Origin of the sequence: Bradyrhizobium sp. 157 (assembly GCF_023073815.1) — a bacterium.
Classification (GTDB): domain Bacteria; phylum Pseudomonadota; class Alphaproteobacteria; order Rhizobiales; family Xanthobacteraceae; genus Bradyrhizobium.
This window is the reverse complement of the sequence record NZ_JADPKF010000091.1, coordinates 21,737-40,846: the sequence shown is the minus strand read 5'-3', so window position 1 is coordinate 40,846 and position 19,110 is coordinate 21,737. Positions and strand designations below refer to the sequence as shown.

The 19,110-nt window shown below is 61.4% G+C and carries 17 protein-coding genes; 13 read left to right on the top strand and 4 right to left on the bottom strand.

Features of this window, described 5'->3' with window-relative positions; genetic code table 11:
* Window positions 1-48 precede the first annotated feature (48 nt).
* The 3 genes from IVA95_RS27145 to IVA95_RS27135 all read left to right on the top strand — a co-directional run bounded on the left by IVA95_RS27145 (window position 49) and on the right by IVA95_RS27135 (window position 4,026).
* Window positions 49-795, top strand: coding sequence for a transporter substrate-binding domain-containing protein (locus IVA95_RS27145; protein WP_247513658.1), 747 nt, complete (start codon window positions 49-51; stop codon window positions 793-795).
* Between the two features lie 581 nt (window positions 796-1,376).
* Window positions 1,377-2,228, top strand: a complete 852-nt coding sequence (locus IVA95_RS27140; protein WP_213252842.1) for a formate/nitrite transporter family protein — start codon at window positions 1,377-1,379, stop codon at window positions 2,226-2,228.
* Between the two features lie 61 nt (window positions 2,229-2,289).
* On the top strand, window positions 2,290-4,026 hold the full coding sequence (locus tag IVA95_RS27135; protein WP_247513292.1) for a bifunctional protein-serine/threonine kinase/phosphatase: 1,737 nt from the start codon (window positions 2,290-2,292) through the stop codon (window positions 4,024-4,026).
* A 113-nt stretch (window positions 4,027-4,139) separates the two neighbouring features.
* Here the strand turns inward: IVA95_RS27135 and IVA95_RS27130 are convergent, their stop codons facing one another.
* Together IVA95_RS27130 and phaZ are read right to left on the bottom strand one after the other, a co-directional pair.
* Window positions 4,140-4,934 carry a substrate-binding domain-containing protein gene (locus IVA95_RS27130; RefSeq protein WP_247513291.1) on the bottom strand — a complete coding sequence of 265 codons (795 nt, stop codon included), beginning with the start codon at window positions 4,932-4,934 and terminating at the stop codon, window positions 4,140-4,142.
* A 228-nt stretch (window positions 4,935-5,162) separates the two neighbouring features.
* On the bottom strand, window positions 5,163-6,386 hold the full coding sequence (gene phaZ / locus IVA95_RS27125) for a polyhydroxyalkanoate depolymerase (RefSeq protein ID WP_247513290.1): 1,224 nt from the start codon (window positions 6,384-6,386) through the stop codon (window positions 5,163-5,165).
* 178 nt (window positions 6,387-6,564) lie between these two features.
* Here phaZ and IVA95_RS27120 point away from each other — a divergent pair, with 178 nt between their 5' ends.
* Together IVA95_RS27120 and IVA95_RS27115 are read left to right on the top strand one after the other, a co-directional pair.
* Window positions 6,565-7,218 carry a glutathione S-transferase family protein gene (locus tag IVA95_RS27120; protein ID WP_247513289.1) on the top strand — a complete coding sequence of 218 codons (654 nt, stop codon included), beginning with the start codon at window positions 6,565-6,567 and terminating at the stop codon, window positions 7,216-7,218.
* 308 nt (window positions 7,219-7,526) lie between these two features.
* Entirely contained in the window at window positions 7,527-7,961 is a 435-nt protein-coding gene (locus IVA95_RS27115) for a cupin domain-containing protein (RefSeq protein WP_247513288.1), read from the top strand.
* A 226-nt stretch (window positions 7,962-8,187) separates the two neighbouring features.
* Here IVA95_RS27115 and IVA95_RS27110 read toward each other — a convergent pair whose 3' ends face one another.
* Window positions 8,188-8,421 (bottom strand): hypothetical protein, encoded by a 234-nt coding sequence (locus tag IVA95_RS27110; RefSeq protein ID WP_213252836.1) that lies wholly within the window; start codon window positions 8,419-8,421, stop codon window positions 8,188-8,190.
* A gap of 226 nt (window positions 8,422-8,647) precedes the next feature.
* On the opposite strand from IVA95_RS27110, the gene IVA95_RS27105 reads away from it, so the two are divergent.
* On the top strand, window positions 8,648-9,004 hold the full coding sequence (locus IVA95_RS27105; protein WP_247513657.1) for a hypothetical protein: 357 nt from the start codon (window positions 8,648-8,650) through the stop codon (window positions 9,002-9,004).
* A gap of 401 nt (window positions 9,005-9,405) precedes the next feature.
* On the opposite strand, the gene IVA95_RS27100 is transcribed toward IVA95_RS27105, so the two are convergent.
* Window positions 9,406-10,512 carry a mandelate racemase/muconate lactonizing enzyme family protein gene (locus IVA95_RS27100; RefSeq protein WP_247513287.1) on the bottom strand — a complete coding sequence of 369 codons (1,107 nt, stop codon included), beginning with the start codon at window positions 10,510-10,512 and terminating at the stop codon, window positions 9,406-9,408.
* 118 nt (window positions 10,513-10,630) lie between these two features.
* On the opposite strand from IVA95_RS27100, the gene IVA95_RS27095 reads away from it, so the two are divergent.
* The 7 genes from IVA95_RS27095 (at window position 10,631) to IVA95_RS27065 (ending at window position 17,431) form a co-directional block, all read left to right on the top strand.
* Window positions 10,631-11,464: an AraC family transcriptional regulator gene (locus IVA95_RS27095; protein WP_247513286.1), complete on the top strand. Its 834-nt coding sequence runs from the start codon at window positions 10,631-10,633 to the stop codon at window positions 11,462-11,464.
* 283 nt (window positions 11,465-11,747) lie between these two features.
* Entirely contained in the window at window positions 11,748-12,674 is a 927-nt protein-coding gene (locus IVA95_RS27090; RefSeq protein WP_247513285.1) for an SMP-30/gluconolactonase/LRE family protein, read from the top strand.
* A 114-nt stretch (window positions 12,675-12,788) separates the two neighbouring features.
* Window positions 12,789-13,382, top strand: a complete 594-nt coding sequence (locus tag IVA95_RS27085; protein WP_213252832.1) for a GNAT family protein — start codon at window positions 12,789-12,791, stop codon at window positions 13,380-13,382.
* Between the two features lie 25 nt (window positions 13,383-13,407).
* On the top strand, window positions 13,408-15,051 hold the full coding sequence (locus tag IVA95_RS27080; protein ID WP_247513284.1) for a GMC family oxidoreductase N-terminal domain-containing protein: 1,644 nt from the start codon (window positions 13,408-13,410) through the stop codon (window positions 15,049-15,051).
* 16 nt (window positions 15,052-15,067) lie between these two features.
* The gene (locus tag IVA95_RS27075; protein WP_247513283.1) at window positions 15,068-15,478 is read left to right on the top strand and encodes a hypothetical protein; all 411 of its coding nucleotides are present in this window, start codon (window positions 15,068-15,070) and stop codon (window positions 15,476-15,478) included.
* Between the two features lie 700 nt (window positions 15,479-16,178).
* Window positions 16,179-16,628 carry a cupin domain-containing protein gene (locus IVA95_RS27070; protein WP_247513282.1) on the top strand — a complete coding sequence of 150 codons (450 nt, stop codon included), beginning with the start codon at window positions 16,179-16,181 and terminating at the stop codon, window positions 16,626-16,628.
* Between the two features lie 149 nt (window positions 16,629-16,777).
* A complete protein-coding gene (locus tag IVA95_RS27065; protein ID WP_247513281.1) occupies window positions 16,778-17,431 on the top strand; it encodes a glycerophosphodiester phosphodiesterase in 654 nt (217 codons plus the stop codon).
* Window positions 17,432-19,110 lie beyond the last annotated feature (1,679 nt).

Here is a 19,110-nt window from a genome sequence, read left to right as displayed (position 1 = left end):
CAACTCTCGCCGGCGACGGCCGGTCTCTTGTTGGGATTGACAGTGATGATGACGATGCCCGCTACAGCCGATGCGTTGAAGGACGAGATTGCGCCGACCGGCAAGCTGCGGGTGGCGATCGCGATCAGCCCGGCCGGCGGCGCGTTCTGGTCGACCAAGACCGCAACGGGCTATGCCGGCGTGCCAGTCGATCTCGGCAAGGCGATGGCGGATCAACTTGGCGTCCCCGTCGAATATGTCGCGCACAACAATTCCGGGCAGATCGTCGATGCGGCGTCAAAGGGCACCTGGGACATCACCTTCCTGCCAAAGGATCCCGAGCGGGAGGGCAGGATGTCGTTCGGCCCGATCTACGAGGTTGCGGACGCGACCTACATCGTCAAGCCAGGCTCGACGGTCACGAATTTCGCAACGCTCGATCAGCCCGGCGTCAAGGTCGCGGCCGTCAACAACACGACCACTATGCGCGGCGCGATCGCGCATTTGAAGAACGCCAAGGTCACGGGGTATCAGACCTATGACGAAATCTTCGGCCTGCTCAAGAATGGCGAGATCGATGCTTTTGCGCTGTCGCGCGACCAGCTCAACGCCATGGCGAAGCAGATTCCGGGTACCCGCGTGCTGGATGAAACCTTCAAGCAAACGGTCACGGCCGTAGCGGTGCCGCCCAATCGTCCGCTGTCGTTGGCGTTTGCGGTCAGGTTTCTGAACGAGGCGATCGCCAACGGCACGCTGCGCAAGGCCTATGACAATAACGGCCTGAAGGACCGGCCAGTGCGGACGCAGACAAAATAGCAGGGCACCATCTGGCGCCAATCTATCCCCATGTCATTCCGGGACGATGCGAAGCATCGAGTCCGGAATCCATTAGCTCCGGAGCTGACGCGACATGGATTCCGGGCTCGCGCTACGCGCGCCCCGGAATGACGAGGCGGCGCGGTAGGCGCTAACATATGTGCAACTGCACAAATACAGGGCATCAGTCCCAATCAGGGCACCCCCGCAATAAGACCATAACCACGTAGAAATACGCGATTTTTTTAAAGCCCACGGCCCAATTTCCGGTTGGCACATCGATTGCTTAATCCTGTCTCAGTCAATGACGACTGCCGTCCGTTCGGAGTGCCAAGGCCAGCGTTGGCCGAAGGCCGTTGGGATCAAGCGGCCTCGCGTGAGGCGCTTCGAGCAGTCTTCGGGACCACCTCACGATAGCTCGCGCGTCCTAAGTCCCTGATCGGGCCTGACCTGCGTCGTTCCGTGCCGTTCAAAGGCGGCGCGGATTGTCGCGCACGCGGACGGCAAGATCCTTCACTTCATCAGTGCACGGCTGCGCAGCATCCGGCGCGCTTCAACGTTGTCTCGAAAGGGGAACTGGAATGGCCTATCTCGCGCCTTCGGAATTCGTGACCAAGATGGTCGACGCCGGAGAATCCAAAATCTTCATGTCGACGCGGGATACGGTCATCCGCGCCTACATGGCCGGAGCGATCCTCGCGCTTGCCGCGGCGTTTGCGATCACCATCAACGTGCAGACCGGCGTGCCGATCGTCGGCGCCGCGCTGTTCCCGGTCGGCTTCTGCATGCTGTATCTGCTCGGCTTCGACCTGCTCACCGGCGTGTTCGTGCTGGCGCCGTTGGCACTGATCGACAAGCGCCCGGGCGTGACGCTCGGCGGCGTGCTGCGCAACTGGGGTCTTGTTTTCATCGGCAATTTCGCCGGCGCCTTCACGGTCGCCGTGATGATGGCGATCGTGTTCACCTTCGGCTGGTCCCAGCCGCCGGACAAGGTCGGCCAGGTGATCGGCACCATCGGCGAAAGCCGCACCGTCGGCTATGCCGATCATGGCGCGGCCGGCATGCTGACGCTGTTCATCCGCGGTATGCTCTGCAACTGGATGGTCTCGGCCGGCGTCGTCGGCGCGATGATCTCCACGCACGTCAGCGGCAAGGTGATCGCGATGTGGATGCCGATCATGCTGTTCTTCTTCATGACCTTCGAGCATTCCATCGTGAACATGTTCCTGTTCCCCTCCGGGCTGCTGCTCGGCGGCAAGTTCACCTGGTGGGACTACATCTTCTGGAACGAGATTCCGACCGTCGTCGGCAACCTCGTCGGTGGCCTCGCCTTCACCGGGCTGACGCTGTACGCGACCCACGTCAAGACCGGTCCGTCGCGCAACGCGTCGGCTGCGGCATCTTCGCGATCGTCCTCGCGCATTGCCGCTTGATCTTAAGATGAGGATGGGCCTCTCCTCGCAAGGGAGAGGCCCATTGTCGTGAAAGCCGGGAATGCCGCGCGAGCTGAAAATATCGGTCGGACAATTTTCCGATAAGGGAGCTAAGGAAACCAACCAGGATTTCCATGGCGTCCTGATCCCGGACGAGCCGCTGCTCAGCCTCAAGGGCATTGCCATCGTGCTGGCTGACGGCATCAGCACGAGCAAGGTCAGCCGGGTCGCCGCGGAATCGGCGGTCAAGGGATTTCTGACCGACTACTACTGCACATCGGAATCCTGGTCGGTGCGCACCTCGGCGCAGCGCGTGCTGGAGGCGACCAATTCCTGGCTGCATTCGCAGACGCGCAGCCAGTATGCCTATGACAAGGACCGGGGTTACGTCTGTACGCTCTCCGCCATGGTCATCAAGTCGACCACGGCGCATCTCTTTCACATCGGCGATTCCCGCATCTACCGTCTTTCCGGCAACACGCTGGAGCAACTGACCAACGACCATCGCATCGTCATCTCCTCGCAGCAGAGCTATCTCGGCCGGGCGCTCGGCGTAAATCCGCAAATCGAGATCGACTACCAGATGCTGCGGCTCGAGCCGGGCGACGTCTTTGTGCTCGCGACCGACGGCATCTACGAGCATCTTAGCGCCCGCCGCATTGCAAAGGCGGTGAACGAAGGCGGCGCCGATCTCGACGCTGCTGCCAGAGCGATCGTCGATCAGGCTTTTGAAGCTGGCAGTAAGGACAATCTCACCGTCCAGATCGTCCGCGTCGACGAAGTGCCCGACGGCGCCGCCAGCGAGGTGTTCGCGCAGCCGCATGAACTGCCGCTGCCGCCGCTGCTGGAGGCGCGGGCAGTATTCGACGGCTACCGGATCGTCCGCGAGCTGCACGGCTCCAGCCGCAGCCACATTTATCTCGCCGTCGATATCGAAACCGACGCGGTGGTCACCATCAAGATTCCGTCGATCGATTTGCGCGACGATCCCGCCTACCTGAAGCGGTTCATGATGGAGGAGTGGGTGGCGCGGCGGATCGACAGCCCGCATGTGCTGAAACCCTGCCTGCTGCAGCGCAAGCGCAATTTCCTCTATGTCGCGACCGAATACATCGAGGGGCAGACGCTGACGCAATGGATGATCGACAATCCAAAACCCAGCCTGGAAGCCGTGCGCGGCATCGTCGAGCAGATCGCCAAAGGCCTGCGCGCCTTCCACCGCAAGGAGATGCTGCACCAGGACGTCAGGCCCGACAACATCATGATCGACGCTACGGGTACGGTGAAGATCATCGATTTCGGCTCGACGAAAATCACCGGTGTCGTCGAGGCCGAGCCATCGGGCATCCGCAATGATATTCTCGGCACCCAGCAATACACCGCGCCCGAGTATTTTCTCGGCGAGCCGGCGACGACGCGCTCGGACCTGTTTTCGCTCGGCGTCATCACGTACCAGATGTTGACCGGAAAACTGCCCTACGGCGCGCAGGTCGCAAATGCCCGAACGCGATCGCAGTTCAACAGACTGGCCTACCGTCCTGCGGCGCATGGCGACCGCGACATACCGCAATGGATCGACGGCACGTTGGAAAAGGCCGTGCACCCCAATCCCATCAAGCGCTACGACAGTTTCTCGGAATTCTTGTTCGACCTACGCCATCCCAATGCGAACTATCTCTCGACGTCACGGACCCCGCTGATCGAGCGCAATCCGCTGCTGTTCTGGAAGAGCATGACCGTCCTGCTGGCGCTCGCGGTGATCGTGCTGCTGGCGATGCAGCACGGGATGTATCGTTAGCTCTGTCATGCCCCGCGAAGGCGGGGCATCCAGTACTCCGTGATATCGGTTCTTTCACAATGCCGGCCGGGGCGTACTGGATCGCCCGATCAAGTCGGGCGATGACGACCGGGTTAGTTCGTCGTCCCCGCCACAATGGGATCGAGGCCGCTCTTGACGATCTCGCTATGCGCCGCGGGAGAGGCGAGAAACTTGATCAGCGCCTTGCCGGCCTCGGGCTCCTTGGAAACGCTGGCGATGCCTGCGGAGAACACCGTGATCTTCTGCAATTCGTCGGGCAGCGGGCCGACGATCTCGATGCCTTCCACCGGCTTCAGTTCGCTCATCTGCTGGAAGCCGATCTCGGCCTCGCCATGGGCAACGATTTCACCGACCGGGGTTGCCGGAATTTTCCGCGCCTTGCCCTGCATGGCTTCTTTGATACCGAGCTTGTCGAACATCTCGGTCGAAACGTAGACGCCACTGGCGCTGTCGGAATAGGCGATGGTCTTCGCCGCTAGCAGCGCGCGCTTGAGCGCATCGGGCGTGGAGATATCCGGCTTCGGCGTGCCCGACTTTACGGCGACGCCGATCGGCGACTTGACGAGGTCGACACTGGTGCCGGCGGTTACTTTGCCTTTCTTGGCGAGATCTTCGAGCGCGTAGCCGACCATGATGAGAACATCCGCCGGCTCGCCTCGCTCCAGCCGCACGGGAATAGCATTGGTCGTCGTGCCCATCGATGGCCCGTAGGCGGTCAGCACCTTGTGGCCCGTGCTACGCTCGAATTCCGGAACCAGCGCCTTGTAGGCGGCCGACAGTCCGCCCGAGATCATCACCCGCACCTCGGCGGCAGAGGCCGTGACAGTCAGCAGGAATACGCCAAGAGTGGCGAGCGTGAACACGCGAAGATTGTTTGAAAGACGCATGATGGTTTCTCCCGAGGCGACTCTTGAACGGTCGGCCTTGGAAGAATGTTAGCGTGCGAAGAGCGAGGCGGCTAGAGCCACCGGCCGTCATTGCGAGGAGCGCAGCGACGAAGCAATCCATGCATCAGCGAATGCGGCGCGATGGATTGCTTCGCGGAGCCTGTCATCGGGCGCGCATTCGCGCGACCCGCTGGCTCGCATGACGGGGAGAAAGTGGCGCGAGCCACCTCACGAATTCACATGCACGAAATCCCGCAGCAGCGGATAGATCTCGTTGTTCCAGCGCTTGCCGGAGAACACGCCGTAATGGCCGACGCCGGCCTGCATGTGGTGCACCTTGCGATAGGCGCGCACGCCGGTGCAGAGGTCCTGCGCCGCCAGCGTCTGGCCGATCGAACAGATGTCGTCCTTCTCGCCTTCGACCGTCATCAACCCCATGCGCCGGATCGCGGCCGGGTTCACCGGCCGACCGCGATGCATCAGCTTGCCCTGCGGCAAGAGATGCTCCTGAAACACGTCGCGCACGGTTTCGATGTAGAATTCCGCTGGCAGGTCCATCACGGCAAAATATTCGTCATAGAAGGTCTTGATCATCGCGGCCTTTTCCTTCTCGCCCTTGGCCAGATGATTGGCGAGGTCGATGTGCTGCTTGATGTGACGCTCCAGATTCATTGACACGAAGGCGGTAAGCTGCACGAAGCCGGGATAGACTTTTCGGAACGCGCCCTTGCACTGCACCGGCACGTAATTGATCAGGTTTTTCTCGAACCAGTTGATTGGCTTGCTCTTTGCGAATTCATTGACTTTGGTCGGCTGGATCCGGGTGTCGATCGGGCCGGCCATCAGGGTCAGCGTGGCCGGACGGGCGGGATGATTGTCTTCCGACATCACGGCGGCCGCGGCCAGTGCCGATACCGACGGTTGGCAGATCGCCACCATGTGCGCGCGAGGGCCGATCTTGTCGAGGAAGGTGATCAGGTGATCGGTGTAGTCCTCCAGGCCGAAGCGCCCATGGCCGAGCGGAATGTCGCGCGGGTTGTGCCAGTCGGTGATGTAGACGTCGTGGTCCTGCAGCAGCGTCTTCACGGTGCCGCGGAGCAATGTTGCGAAATGACCGGACATCGGCGCCACCAATAATAGCCGCGGCTGCTCCGGCGCATTCTCTTTCTTGAAGTGCAGCAGCGAGCCGAACGGGGTGGCGAAGGTGACTTCCTCGGTCACCTCCAGCTCCTGGTTGCCGACCAGTACCGTATCGATGCCATAGGCTGGCCGGTGATAGGTGAGGGAGGAACGCGAGATCAGTTCGAGCGAGGCGGCCAGCCGTCCGTACAATTTATCCGAGACACCCTGCGGCACCAGATTGAGATATTTCAGCGCCGCCGCCGCCCCGGTCCGCCATGGCGACGTCAGGTCCATGTGGTTCTGATAGGCTTGGTACATCATTGACATCATTCACATCAGCCCCTGTCCGGTGACGCCATGCAATATCGACGCCAGAGCCGGGCCGGCCGCCTCTAAAACTGGCACGTGGCTTGCTGTACAAATGACCGACGCACAGGCATTGGGCGGCGGCGCGGTCGGCCGTCCTTGCATGGGCAAAGGCGTTTTGGGGTTCGAGGGAAGGGGCCATATGGCAAAGACCACACTGACCATCTCCAGCAAGAACTACTCGTCCTGGTCGCTGCGCGGCTGGCTGCTGGCGAAGTTCGCAGGCCTGGAGTTCGAGGAGGTCATCACGGCCCCCGACGATGCGTCGGCGCGGGCCGAAATCCTGCTGCTGTCGTCGTCGATCCTGGTGCCGTGCCTGCGCCACGAGGGGGCCACCATCTGGGATACGCTGGCGATCGCGGAGTATCTCAACGAGGTTATGCCGGACGCCGGCCTGCTGCCGGCCGACCGCATCCGGCGCGCGCATTGCCGCTCGATTTGCGGCGAAATCCATTCCGGCTTCACCACGCTGCGCGCCTCGCTGCCGGTTAACCTGAAGGGCCATTTCCCGGGCTTCAAGATCTGGTCGCGCGCGCAAGCCGACATCGACCGGGTCTGCACCATCTGGCGCGAATGCCTCGCGGAGTCAGGCGGACCGTTCCTGTTCGGTGAACGCACCATGGCGGATGCGATGTACGCGCCCGTCGTCACCCGTTTCATCACCTATGACGTCAAGCTCGAACCCGCCCTTGCGGCCTACGCCGGTACCATCATGGCGATGCCCGAGATGCAGCAATGGGTCGAGGCTGCCAAGGCCGAGCCCGCCGATATCGAAGAACTCGAGGTCGAATATTAGGCAGGCGCGGCGCGGCCTTGCCCGCCTCAAGGGCTCAGGTAGCGGGCAGGCTTGCTCAAGCCGGTGTCGGTCGCGACCAGTGTGCGGCTGGCCCGTTCGCCACTTTTCGCAAGTCGCTGAAACCGGATTCCTGCCTTCGGCCAAGCAGTTCAGTGCACCGATGCTGGCTCGATCGCTGCATCGCAACGCGACTGGCGTGGATTTCGCATAGCAACATGCAGCCGTGAACGCGACGATGCGAGGCTGCCGAAAATTTGGACGCTCTCCGCGTGGTCGCGTTCTCGCGAACAGGAACCGTGGAGGCTTCAATGAACAAGCAGGCTGTCGTCAGCAAATTCTCTCACGTCAAACCCGGCGATACCGAATTCAAGGGCGGAGGTCTGCGCGACTTCTTCCTGTATCGCGACCTCGGCATTGCCGACGCCACCGGCGGGCAGGTGATATGCCATCTGGTCAAGGCCAACCCCGACTTGCCGCCTGAAGAGGGCACCGGCTGGCACAAGCACGAATGCGAATTCCAGATCGTCATCATGACCAAGGGCTGGGCGCGCTTCATGTATGAGGACAAGTCGACCCTGGTGCAGGCCGGCGATGTCGTGCACCAACGGCCCGGCATCACGCATTACCTGTACGATTACTCGGAGGACATGGAGTACCTCGAGATCGTCAGCCCCGCCGACTTCAAGACCATCGATGTGCCGCCTGCTGTCGACAAGGTGCCGCCGCCCACTGCCTGGAGGTGACCGCCATGTCATCCTCCGAGAAATTAACCTTTGTCGTCGGCCGCTGGCCGCGGCCGATTGTTGTGGTGCTTGATGTGGTGCGCCTCGTGGGATGGCGCCCGACATCTAGCCGTGAACAGAGGAGTACGGCGCCAAATCACTGATTCGGGCGCGGTTCGTTCCATCGCTGTTCCGAACCTTAAAGTTCCGCGCGCGGCCATCGGATTTTGACGCAATCTGCGACGGGTCAGGGCCTGTCCGCGGCGTTTTCAGATCTCGGCCGCGGCAGTCGCCAACCGACCACCGTAGCCTCGACCATGCCGCCAGTCCTGTCATTACGCCATTGACCGTCGATCCAGCGGCAGGCGAAGGGCAGTTGATAGGTTCCGCTGTGATCCTCGCAAAGAACTTCCACCGGCAGGTTCGCCGGCGGGTCCCCGTTGCCGTCGAACTGCGCCAGTCGTTTTTCACGCGTTGCCATACAATCAATCTCCACTGCCGCAGCCGGCAAACACACCGACGTGCGGCGAAATCCATCCACCGTTAACGGAATGAAGCACAACGCCTGAATGAGGTATCAGTATGGTATCTCTGCGGACGGGGCCCTGCTTTGCGCAAATTGCCGTGATAGACGTTCCCCTGCGTGAGATGCTTTTGGAACGAGGATTTTGATGATTGCTCCGACGCCCAGGACCACGATCGTCGCCATGGCGCTGCTGATGGTTTTGTTGTCGGAGACCGTCCACGCGCAGGACGTTCCCGGCATTGAGATCTGCACCGTCGAAAAAACCATGGAGCGGCGCACCTCTTGCCTGCAGAGCAATGTCGACTTCCTGCAGAAGACGATCACAAAACTCACCACCGATCATCAGCAGAAGATTGATGCCGCCAACCGGCAGATCGAGGCGCTGAAGAACGCGGTGATCGGCTTGCAGAAGCTCGTCGTCGAGCTGCAGGCGGCACAGAGCAAGGCGGCGGAGGATGCGAAGAAGACCGCTGCGCCTGCCACGAAGGATGCCCCACCTGCTGCAAAGGATGCCGCCCCGAAGGACGGCACGAAGTGATCCGACTTTGAGCAAGTTGCCTGTTCGTGCGTGCCGGGTAAGGCACGGAGGCCTGCAACTTCGGCCGCCGCTGCGGCACACTTTAGAATCAATGGCGTGGATGTAGGATCGACCTTGATCAATGAAGCTTGGCCGTTCGCTTCGTATGCGGCGCAACAAGCTGCCCCGCGCTTCCGCGTCCTTGGGATGGCAGAAGAGGAACATGCGCGCGAGCGGACTCGTTGGAGGCCTGGAGGTTTCCTCAACGAGTCCGCAACCGCCGCCGCTGCCTTGATACCGCGCAGAAGACCCTTACGAATCCCGGCAACAGAGTCTGTAACGAAGCGAACACAACGATTGCGGAACTCGCGCTATGTTGTAACGGAGATACATTGTCTTGCGCCAGAATCTATCGCCGGCGGTTATGACACGCGGTATTGCTCCATAACGGCCTTATCCGGTTCGTAACCGAGTCCCGCCCCCTGCGGCACCTCCACATCGCCATTGGCATCGACGTCGATGCGACCGCGCCACAAGCAGGCGGCGCGTTTCATGGAGAACACCTCGACGAAGGTTGCGTCGTCGCGCAGCGACATCAATTGCAGCGTCGCCAGGAAGCCCGGCCCGAAATACGGCGAATGCGGCGCAAGCCTGAAGCCGAGTTCGTCGGCGAGGTCGACGACCTTCAGATACTCCGTGATGCCCCCGACCTTGATGACGGAGGGTTGCGCATGGCTCACCGCGCCCGCGTTCATCATCTGCCTGAACTGATGAACCGTGCAGGCATTCTCGCCGGCCGCAACGTTGAGCCCGCCTTTGGTGCGCACTTCGGCCAGCGTTGCAAAATCTTCCGGTGGCCAGACCGGCTCCTCCAGGAACATCGGCGCGGCGTCGCGGCAGGAATGCGCGAAGACAATTGCATCCTCGCCATTCAGCGGACAGTTCAAGTCGACCATCAGTGGAATGCCCGGACCGATCGCCTGCCGCGCGGCGAATACTGCGGGCGTCGTGGTCTCATGCAATTTGATCGCCTTGTAGCCCTGCTGCAGCGCGGTCTCGCATTCGCTTGCGATCAGCTCGGGCTTTCCGATCCGCAGCAGGCTCGCATAGGCGGGAATCCGAGTGCGCCTGGCCTCGCCGATCAGCCGGTGCAACGGCACGCCCTTCGCTTTGGCGGCAAGATCCCACATCGCGATATCGAGCGCCGATATCGCGAACATGGTGATGCCATAGCGGCCGAACAGATGCAGGTTGCGCTGGATCTGTTCCATGAAGGCGGGAATTCCGGCCGCGTCTGGAACTTCCTGTCCCTGCGCTTGCGGCGCGATCATTTCTTCTATGGCGGCGTAGCTCGTTCGCGGACAAACATAGGCAAAGGCATCGCCCCAGCCGGTGAGGCCGGCGTCGGTCGAAACCTCGATCATGACGACTTCCAGGGCCGAGATGGCGGACGCGCCTTGCTTGAAACTAGCCACCCCGGCGTCATAGGGAATCCGGATGTGGTGGGCCCGAACTTTCGTGATGAGCATGGCACCCTCCCAAAGCGTTCCCTACCTTGTCAGTGGCATGATCGAAGAGCAAGGACTGTCAAACGAAGCGCGGCGCAACCACCGATAATACCAATGCTTCGCATGAGAGCTGTCAGTCATGAATCCGGCCCAGAAAGCGCTCTGGTACATCGAAAGCCATCTCGCCGACCCGCTTACGTTCGATGAGATTGCTAATATTGCCGGCGTCTCGCGCTTCCATCTGGTGCGTGCGTTTGCCGCCGCGACCGGCGTTTCGGTCATGCGCTATGTACGCGCTCGCAGGCTCAGCAAGGCGGCGCGTGCGCTGGCTGCCGGGGCGCCCGATATCCTCAGCCTCGCATTGGATGCGGACTACAGCTCTCACGAAGCTTTCACCCGCGCGTTCCGCGACCATTTCGGCACAACGCCCGAAGCGGTCCGCGCCGCAACGTCGCTCGATCATCTGAAGCTTCAGGAGCCCATCGTCATGGATTCAACCGCACTCGATCATCTCAAGCCTCCGCGTTTTGAGACCAGCAAGCCGTTGCTCATCGCCGGCATCAGCGAGCGCTGCACGCATGAGAACGGCGGCGCCGGCATTCCGAACCAGTGGCAGAAATTTCACCAGACCGTCGACAACATCCCGGACCGGGTCGGAAAAGTAGCCTATGGCGTCTGCTGCAATGGCGACGATTCCGGCTTCGATTACATCGCCGGCGTCGAAGTGGCCGATTTCTCCGACCTGCCGCGCGAGTTCGCCCGCGTACGGATTCCGGAGCAGAAATATGCGGTGTTCACCCACACGGAGCACATCTCGACTATCCGTCGCACCGTCAACACGATCTGGAATCACTGGCTGCCGGTATCCGGCATGAAGGCGGCAGATGCGCCGAGCTTCGAGCGCTACGACGAGAATTTCGATCCTGCCACCGGCAATGGCGGGCTGGAGATCTGGATTCCGGTGAAGGAGTAGGTGGTGGGTAGGATGGCTGGAGCGACGTCCGCCGTAGCTCAAAGAGCGAAGGCGGAAGCGATACCCATCATCCCCTATCGGCCGCGGTTGATGGGTTTCGCTTCGCTCTAGCCATCCTACATTGGGCGTCGGACCAAACCTGCTGCAATGCTGCCCTGCGCCATGTAATCGCCCACCCTTGCTTGGCAAGCCAAACCGACTTTGCCATAACAGCGCAACCAATTGTTGCGCGTGCGGGGCCGAGCCAAAAATCCGCCTGCAGCCAAGCAAGCCGGGAGGATTCATGGCCGATATCCGCGTTCTCGCCACCGATCTGGAGTTTCCGGAAGGCCCGGTCGTCATGCCGGACGGATCGGTGGTGCTGGTCGAGATCCGGGGCAAGCGGCTGACGCGGGTTTATCCTGACGGGCGCAAGGAGGTCGTCGCGCAAATTCCCGGCGGGCCCAATGGCGCGGCGCTCGGTCCGGACGGCAAGATGTACGTCTGCAACAATGGCGGCTTTAGCTGGATTCCGACCGGCAAGATGATCATGCCGGGGCCGCAGCCGGATGACTATCAGGGCGGCTCGATCCAGCGCGTGGATCTGCAGAGCGGCAAGGTCGAGACCGTCGTCACCAAATGCGGCGAGCACGCCTTGCGGGGCCCGAACGACCTGGTGTTCGACAAGCACGGCGGCCTCTGGTTCTCCGATCTGGGCAAACGCCGCGCGCGCGAGATGGATGTCGGGGCGTTCTATTACGTCAAGCCGGGCATGACGGAGATCGTCGAGGCCGTGCACGGCGTGCTACCCGCCAACGGCATCGGCCTGTCGCCGGACGAGAAGACCGTGTACATCGCGGAGACGCCGACCGCGCGGTTGTGGGCCTATGAGATCTCCGAGCCCGGCACCATCAAGCCGCGCGACGTGATCTACCGCGGCGAGCGCGGCAAGCCGATCGCGGGGCTCGGTGGTTACCAGATGTTCGACTCGATGGCGGTGGAGGCCAACGGCAATGTCTGCGTGGCGACGCTGGTCTCGGGCTGCATCTCGGTGATCGCGCCTGACGGCACCCTCGTTGAGCAGGTGCCGACCGGCGATCGCGTCACCACCAACATCGCATTCGGCGGGCCGGAGTTGAAGACGGCGTACATCACGCTCTCGGGCAAGGGCGAGTTGATCGCGATGAATTGGGCGCGGCCTGGCCTGGCGCTGAACTTTTTGAACAAGTGAACCATCCACGTCGTTGCGAGCGAAGCGAAGCAATCCATGCGACCACACGGGGATAGATGGATTGCTTCGTCGCTTTGCTCCTCGCAATGACGGTGGAGAGAGCGGAGTTTACCGATGGCCTTTCTTGAACCGGTCACCCTTCGCGGCGAGTACGCGCGGCTGGAGCCGCTCTCGCACGATCACATCAACGGGCTCACGGAAGCCGTAAGCGACGGCGAGCTCTGGAAGCTCTGGTACACCTTCATTCCGACCGCCGAAAACATGAAAAAGGAAATCGACCGCCGGCTCGGCCTGTTCGCGGCCGGCACGATGCTGCCGTTCACGGTGTTCGATGCCGAGGGCAAGGTCGCGGGCATGACCACCTATATGAATGTCGATGCCGCCAACCGCCGCGTCGAGATCGGCTCGACCTGGTACGCCAAGCGCGTGCAGCGCAGCGCGCTCAATACGCAGTGCAAATTGCTGCTGTTGACGCACGCGTTCGAGAAGTTGAATTGCATTGCAGTGGAGTTCCGCACCCATTTCTTCAATCACCAGAGCCGGCGCGGCATCGAGCGCCTCGGCGCCAAGCAGGACGGCATTCTGAGGAGCCACCAGATCGCGCCAAACGGGACGTTGCGCGACACCGTCGTTTACAGCATCATTGCCAGCGAATGGCCGACGGTGAAGGCGCATCTCACCTATCAACTCAACGACAAGCCGCGGTAAGTAAAGCCGCGCCAGAAACGAGACGATGGAAACGTTCGATTATGTGATTATCGGCGCGGGCTCCGCGGGAAGCGTGCTCGCCAACCGGCTCAGCGAGGATTCTTCCAGCCGCATCTGCGTGCTCGAAGCGGGTGGCAAGGACTGGCATCCCTACATCCATTTGCCGGCCGGCTTCATCAAAACGTTCCACATGAAGAGCGTCAACTGGGCCTACCAGCAGGAGCCGGGGCCGTGGACCGGCGGGCGCAGCATCTACGCGCCGCGCGGCAAGACGCTGGGCGGCTCGTCGTCGATCAACGGCCACATCTACAACCGCGGCCAGCGCCAGGATTTCGACACCTGGGCGCAGCTTGGCAATCGCGGCTGGGGCTATCCGGACGTGCTGCCCTATTTCAAGCGGCTGGAGTGCCGCGTCGGCGACTGTGACGAGACCTATCGCGGCCGCGAAGGCAGCCTGATCGTCACGACCATGGACTGGAAGGACCCGCTCTGCGAGGCCTTTATGGAAGGCGCCGTCAGCCTCGGGATCCCGCGTAATCCCGATTATAACGCGGAGATTCAGGAGGGCGTGTCCTACTGCCAGCGCACCATCCAGAACGGCCTGCGCATGAGCGCGGCGAAGGCGTTTCTGCATCCGGCACGGAAGCGGGGCAACGTCGATGTGCGCACCCATGCGCATGTCACCAACATCATATTCGAGGGCAAGCGCGCCGTCGGCGTGCGCTATCTCCGGGGCGGTAAGGGCGGCGTGCCGGTCGAAGTGCGGGCCAACAAGGAAGTCATTCTGTCCGGTGGCGCCTATAACTCGCCGCAGGTGCTGCAACTGTCCGGCGTCGGCTCGCCCGAATTGCTGCAATCGCACGGCATCGAGGTCCGTCACGCGCTGCCTGGCGTCGGCGAGGGCCTGCAGGACCATTATGCGCCGCGCTCAGTCGCACGCGTCAAGAACATCAGGACCATCAATGAACTCAGGCGCGGCCTTAGTCTCTGGGTCGAGGCGCTGAAATGGGCGACGACCCGGCGCGGGCTGCTCTCGCTGTCGCCGACCATGGTTTATTGCTTCTGGCATTCCGGCGAGACCACCGAAAGCTCGGACCTGCAGCTCACCTTTACGCCGGCGAGCTACAAGGAAGGCGTGCAGGGCCAGCTCGAGGACGAGCCCGGCATGACCGTTGCCTCATGGCAGCAGCGCCCGGAGAGCCGCGGCTATGTCCGCATCCGCTCCGCCGATCCGTTCGCGCCGCCGATCATCCAGACCAATTATCTGGTGGAAGAGATCGACCGCCGCGTCGTCGTCGCCGGCATGAAGCTGGCGCGCCGGCTGCTCGCGTCCAAGCCGCTCGCGCCATACTACGCCTATGAGGATTTCCCCGGACCCAAGGTGCAGAGCGACGACGAATTCTTGGCGGCCGCCACCGAGCGCGGCACCACCACGTTCCATCCCGGCTGCACCTGCCGGATGGGACCGGCGGATGCCAAATGGGCCGTGGTCGACGATCAGTTGCGCGTGCACGGATTGCAGGGCTTGCGCGTCGTCGACGCCTCAATCATGCCGCGGATGATCTCCGCCAATCTCAACGCCTCGACGCTGATGATTGCCGACAAGGCGTCGGATATGATCCGCGGCAAGACCGCGCTGGAAGCGGTGAGATTCCCGGTGTCGGCCTAGCATTGGCACGAGGAGCATGGCGTTCGCGATCAAAGCCGAGGTTTCCGACCCGCGGCCGAAGACGTTTGTGTTCACCGCGCAAAAGACCATGTATGGCGGCAAGCATATCGCCGAAGGCGACACGGTTTTCGTGTTCGCGAGCGAGAACGAGGGCGGGCAGGGCCTTATCGCGCGCGGCGTTGTTATTTCAGCCGAAGCGATCGCCAGGAAGCGCGGCATCACCAGGCAAACACCACGTGTGAGCGTCGCCATCAGACGCACCGCGCTCGCGAAGCAGCCGCTGGGGCGGAGTGAACTCAAGCATTTCACCGACTGGAATGACGGTCAGCCCGGGACCGAACTCAATTTCAAGTTCTATCGTCAGGCAACGAACAAGATCGCCGGTATCTCGGATGAAGCGGCGGCGTTCCTCGGCGAATTCTTCTAGGGGCGTGGACTCATAAAGGCGTAGATGTCCGCTTCTGACGGGAGAAGCGGAAATCTTACGATCAGTTAGAGTATTACCGCTCGTGGCCCAACTCGGTCATCGAGGGCAGCAAATGTCAGGGATGGCGACACGGAGGCTCGGCTGGCTTGTCGCCCTCCTGGGCGCAACCTGCCGGACTGCCATAGTTCGTTCGCGCTACGTCCAGTAAAAAGTAAGAGTTGGAAGGCGCACGGATGCGTTTCGGCTTTTTCTAACCAGCGATGGCTTGAGGTTCAAACGAGCGGCTAATCGGGGAGGGATGGATCCGGGAGACAAGACGAGATTGGTGACGAGCCGACGCTCGCGCCAAGGCATTTAGGGCTAGCGCCAGACCAAGGTTTCAACACCGCGATCGCCCTTCGCAATAAGTTCCGGCGGCTCCAAGCGATGCTCATGGGCCATCGCTTTCGCCGCGGCAAATTGCGCGTAGAACGCGCGCTTGGGGAGGATACAGTGAATTATTGAATGTGACCCAGGGCGGGTCACAAGGACATGACGATTAGCATGAGCCGTTCCGCGACGCGCGCGAGCAGCGGCTCGACCAGATGCTGACGCAGCCGTTCCGAGAAGACGACCGCAGCTACCCACTTCGGGCTTGGAAGCCTGGCGCATTATCCTGTCCGCTCTCATGGGGCGCATTCGCAACAAGGAGGACATCGCCATGACGCCCACACGTTTCGTTTCAACTGCCAGCGTGCTGGCGGCAATCTGGCTCGTGACCGGAGCCGCGACAGTGCGCGCCCAGGACAGTGCGCTGCCGGCCGGCTTCAAGACCCAGCCGCTGCTGAAGACAGGTCAAACCCGAGACAAGCAGCCGATTGTTTATCCGAAGACAGACAAGCCAGAAATGATCTCCGTTATTGGGACCATCGAGCCCGGTGGCCGCACGCCACTGCATGAGCACCCGGTACCGACCTACGTCTATGTCCTCGAGGGCGAGGTGGAGTTGCAGAGTCACGGCGGACAACCGCATCAATATAAAACCGGCGAAGCCTACATCGAGGCTCTCAATCACCAACACCAGCTTTTCAATAAGGGCAATGTTCCGGCCAAGGTCCTGGTGGTCTTCGTCGGCGAGGAGGGTAAACCCACAACCATCGCGGCGAAATAGCCGCCGGTCCCAGCGCCAGTCGGCACGCCCGCTATCTAAAAAAGCCCGCGCCGCCGCGCTGATCAGGGGTCAACGTCGTGGCCGCGGATTGACATTTCTCTCTACGGGAGATTGCGCGGCGCGCACAGCTTGGCTTTACGGACCTCGTCATGAAGCTTATTGCGCATCGTGGATGGTCCGCGGGTTGGGGCGAAAACTCGCTCGCCGCGTTCGTACGTGCCGCCCGTGACCGCAGAATATCCGGTGTCGAATTCGACGTCTGCCGTGCAGCGGATTCCGACACATTGGTGGTGTCACACGACCCGCCGCGTCATGTCGAGAATGCGCTTACCCTCGATGCGGCACTGTCGCTTCTTTCGCCGACTGACCTTGAACTGTTCGTGGAGGTGAAGGAGACGGGACTTGTCTCTGGAGTCATCGAGAGGCTGGTTGCTAGCGACGTGGCCCGTCGCTCGGTCGTATTTGCCTTTGCCGCCGTCGCAAGATCCTTTCCGTGGGAGGGTGCGCGACCGGTGCGCCTGGGCATCATTGTCACGTACCCGTGGAACCTGAATCGTGCGGTGCGCAGGTATGCGCCGGATGTCCTCCTGCTCGGCTGGGACGCGCGCACTTGGACACGAGTCGCTTTTCGCGCCTGGTGGTCCGTTTTCTCCCTTGAGCAGCTTGCGCGACGCCACCACGTCCCGATTGTGGTAGGAGTCGTGCAACGCATGGACGACCTTCATTGGCTCTCACGGCAGCGCCTCTACGGCGCGGTTGCCGACGTCGACCGTACTATCGGCCGCAGCGCCAGGCCTGATTAGGCCGCGCAAACCCGTTCGTGGCCCGTGAAGTATGACAGATCGGCCTAATCTGGCGTGGGGGACGGGCTGTTTCGGTGATGTCGCCTTTTCGCCCCTTCGAGACATGCCGACCGGCCCCGAAAACATCTACTAGTCGGAGAAGAGCGGAAGTCGATTCGAATGTCGCTAATGACCCTCAACGGACTTTCGCTCGCATCTGCTAAGTTCAGAAAAGGTTCTGGAGTTGCCAATCTCTCCCATGCGCGGCGGGTGCTGGCTTGTTTTGATCCCTATTGGCCTAGTTTGAAATTTCGGGTGGCCTAGTATGGGTGATTGCCAGAATGGAGTAACCTAAGCTTGGGGGCGACGGTTAACTTACGGCGGAGCCACTTGTCATGACGCCTCTCAATAGAAACATACTGATCGCTGCCGTGGTGGTTATTGTTGCTGGAGTGCTCATTTATATTTACGGCGGATTCGATACGACTACGACAACGCCCTCGCCGCCTGCAACGCCGCCCGCGCCAACACAGAAGTAGCCGTCGAAGCGACGAATCAAAGAGCGAAGGGTACGATTCGCTAGTCGAAAGAGGCCCCCTCAGTGGGCGGCCTCTTTCATTTCGAATGTCACCTGTCGGCCCATAGCGGACCTGTAAGGGCGTTTTTGGTTGAGGACCGCTAATGGCCCATCTCCGGCATGACGATCACGATGGGCAACGTCTGTTCTCGCGGGCAGAACGGAAGTGCTGTGAGTTCAGCCAATGACCCCCAGTGGACATGCCGACCCGTCCGATTGGTGTGTGCTTCCCGGGGTAGACCGGACATGGCGAAGTAAACCGCCACTTCCGCTCAACTGACAATAGCCTGAAATTTTCGAACCCAGCCGGCTCCGCTAGCGTTCGAAAATTGCTAGCCCGCAACAAATTCAGCACCTCGTGAACATAAACATTTGACGCGCTGAATTTTCTCTGCGCTTAGATCATGACATTCGTCGCGGGTGAAATTGCCCGCACTCTTGAGGACCGTGATGCGCAACGCACGCACACACATCGCAGAGACTGCCGCCCGCGTCCGGCCGCTTATTCGGCTGGCCGATTGGTCGTGCATGTCCGTGATGACACGGGGTCCGAATTTTCAGCTCGAAGTGGGGCTGATCCGCAAAGCAAGAGTGTAACTCTCGGCGCAGGGCCGCTCCCTCCGCCGAACCGGCAGGAGGGCAAGATGAACGCCCGCAACGACGTCAAGAGACCATCCGATCAGAGCTTGCTGGCAACGGCTCAACGGCGATTTGCCGCGCGGGTTGATTTTCTCGTGGCTCACTGGCTCGAGCGCTGCGCCACAAACGCCGAGGCCGCACAACGGTTGTTGAGGACCGATCGGAAGCCCACACGTGAGTTCGGGATGGGCGTGAGTCTTGTCGTTTCATCTCCACGTTGGGATGAGTCCCCATGACGGGGGCAGGCGGCGGGGTGGCGGATAGCTTCAAGGCATGGAGAGAGGCTGCCCGCATGGCAGCCTCCGTTACTCTATTGCCGATCACCTCCGGGCTTCCGAGTTTGCCCAAAGCCGAACAACGTAGGCCCGTCGTCAATATCGCCTTGGCATCGCCATCGGATGGATTGGCGCGACAATGGCGTTCGGCTATCGCACCATCGACCCAATAGGGGTCGAGGTTCCGGCATGTCTCATATCTGCCGCAC

What these genes read in the sequence shown, in the direction of transcription:
- IVA95_RS27115 (WP_247513288.1), top strand. Translation starts at nt 7,527, where the DNA reads ATGAACAAGCAGGCTGTCGTCAGCAAATTCTCTCACGTCAAACCCGGC.
- IVA95_RS27075 (WP_247513283.1), top strand. Translation starts at nt 15,068, where the DNA reads ATGGCGTTCGCGATCAAAGCCGAGGTTTCCGACCCGCGGCCGAAGACG.
- IVA95_RS27105 (WP_247513657.1), top strand. Translation starts at nt 8,648, where the DNA reads ATGGCGCTGCTGATGGTTTTGTTGTCGGAGACCGTCCACGCGCAGGAC.
- IVA95_RS27085 (WP_213252832.1), top strand. Translation starts at nt 12,789, where the DNA reads ATGGCCTTTCTTGAACCGGTCACCCTTCGCGGCGAGTACGCGCGGCTG.
- IVA95_RS27080 (WP_247513284.1), top strand. Translation starts at nt 13,408, where the DNA reads ATGGAAACGTTCGATTATGTGATTATCGGCGCGGGCTCCGCGGGAAGC.
- IVA95_RS27140 (WP_213252842.1), top strand. Translation starts at nt 1,377, where the DNA reads ATGGCCTATCTCGCGCCTTCGGAATTCGTGACCAAGATGGTCGACGCC.
- phaZ (WP_247513290.1), bottom strand. Translation starts at nt 6,386, where the DNA reads ATGATGTCAATGATGTACCAAGCCTATCAGAACCACATGGACCTGACG.
- IVA95_RS27135 (WP_247513292.1), top strand. Translation starts at nt 2,290, where the DNA reads ATGCCGCGCGAGCTGAAAATATCGGTCGGACAATTTTCCGATAAGGGA.
- IVA95_RS27120 (WP_247513289.1), top strand. Translation starts at nt 6,565, where the DNA reads ATGGCAAAGACCACACTGACCATCTCCAGCAAGAACTACTCGTCCTGG.
- IVA95_RS27065 (WP_247513281.1), top strand. Translation starts at nt 16,778, where the DNA reads ATGAAGCTTATTGCGCATCGTGGATGGTCCGCGGGTTGGGGCGAAAAC.
- IVA95_RS27070 (WP_247513282.1), top strand. Translation starts at nt 16,179, where the DNA reads ATGACGCCCACACGTTTCGTTTCAACTGCCAGCGTGCTGGCGGCAATC.
- IVA95_RS27090 (WP_247513285.1), top strand. Translation starts at nt 11,748, where the DNA reads ATGGCCGATATCCGCGTTCTCGCCACCGATCTGGAGTTTCCGGAAGGC.
- IVA95_RS27095 (WP_247513286.1), top strand. Translation starts at nt 10,631, where the DNA reads ATGAATCCGGCCCAGAAAGCGCTCTGGTACATCGAAAGCCATCTCGCC.
- IVA95_RS27130 (WP_247513291.1), bottom strand. Translation starts at nt 4,934, where the DNA reads ATGCGTCTTTCAAACAATCTTCGCGTGTTCACGCTCGCCACTCTTGGC.
- IVA95_RS27145 (WP_247513658.1), top strand. Translation starts at nt 49, where the DNA reads ATGACGATGCCCGCTACAGCCGATGCGTTGAAGGACGAGATTGCGCCG.
- IVA95_RS27100 (WP_247513287.1), bottom strand. Translation starts at nt 10,512, where the DNA reads ATGCTCATCACGAAAGTTCGGGCCCACCACATCCGGATTCCCTATGAC.
- IVA95_RS27110 (WP_213252836.1), bottom strand. Translation starts at nt 8,421, where the DNA reads ATGGCAACGCGTGAAAAACGACTGGCGCAGTTCGACGGCAACGGGGAC.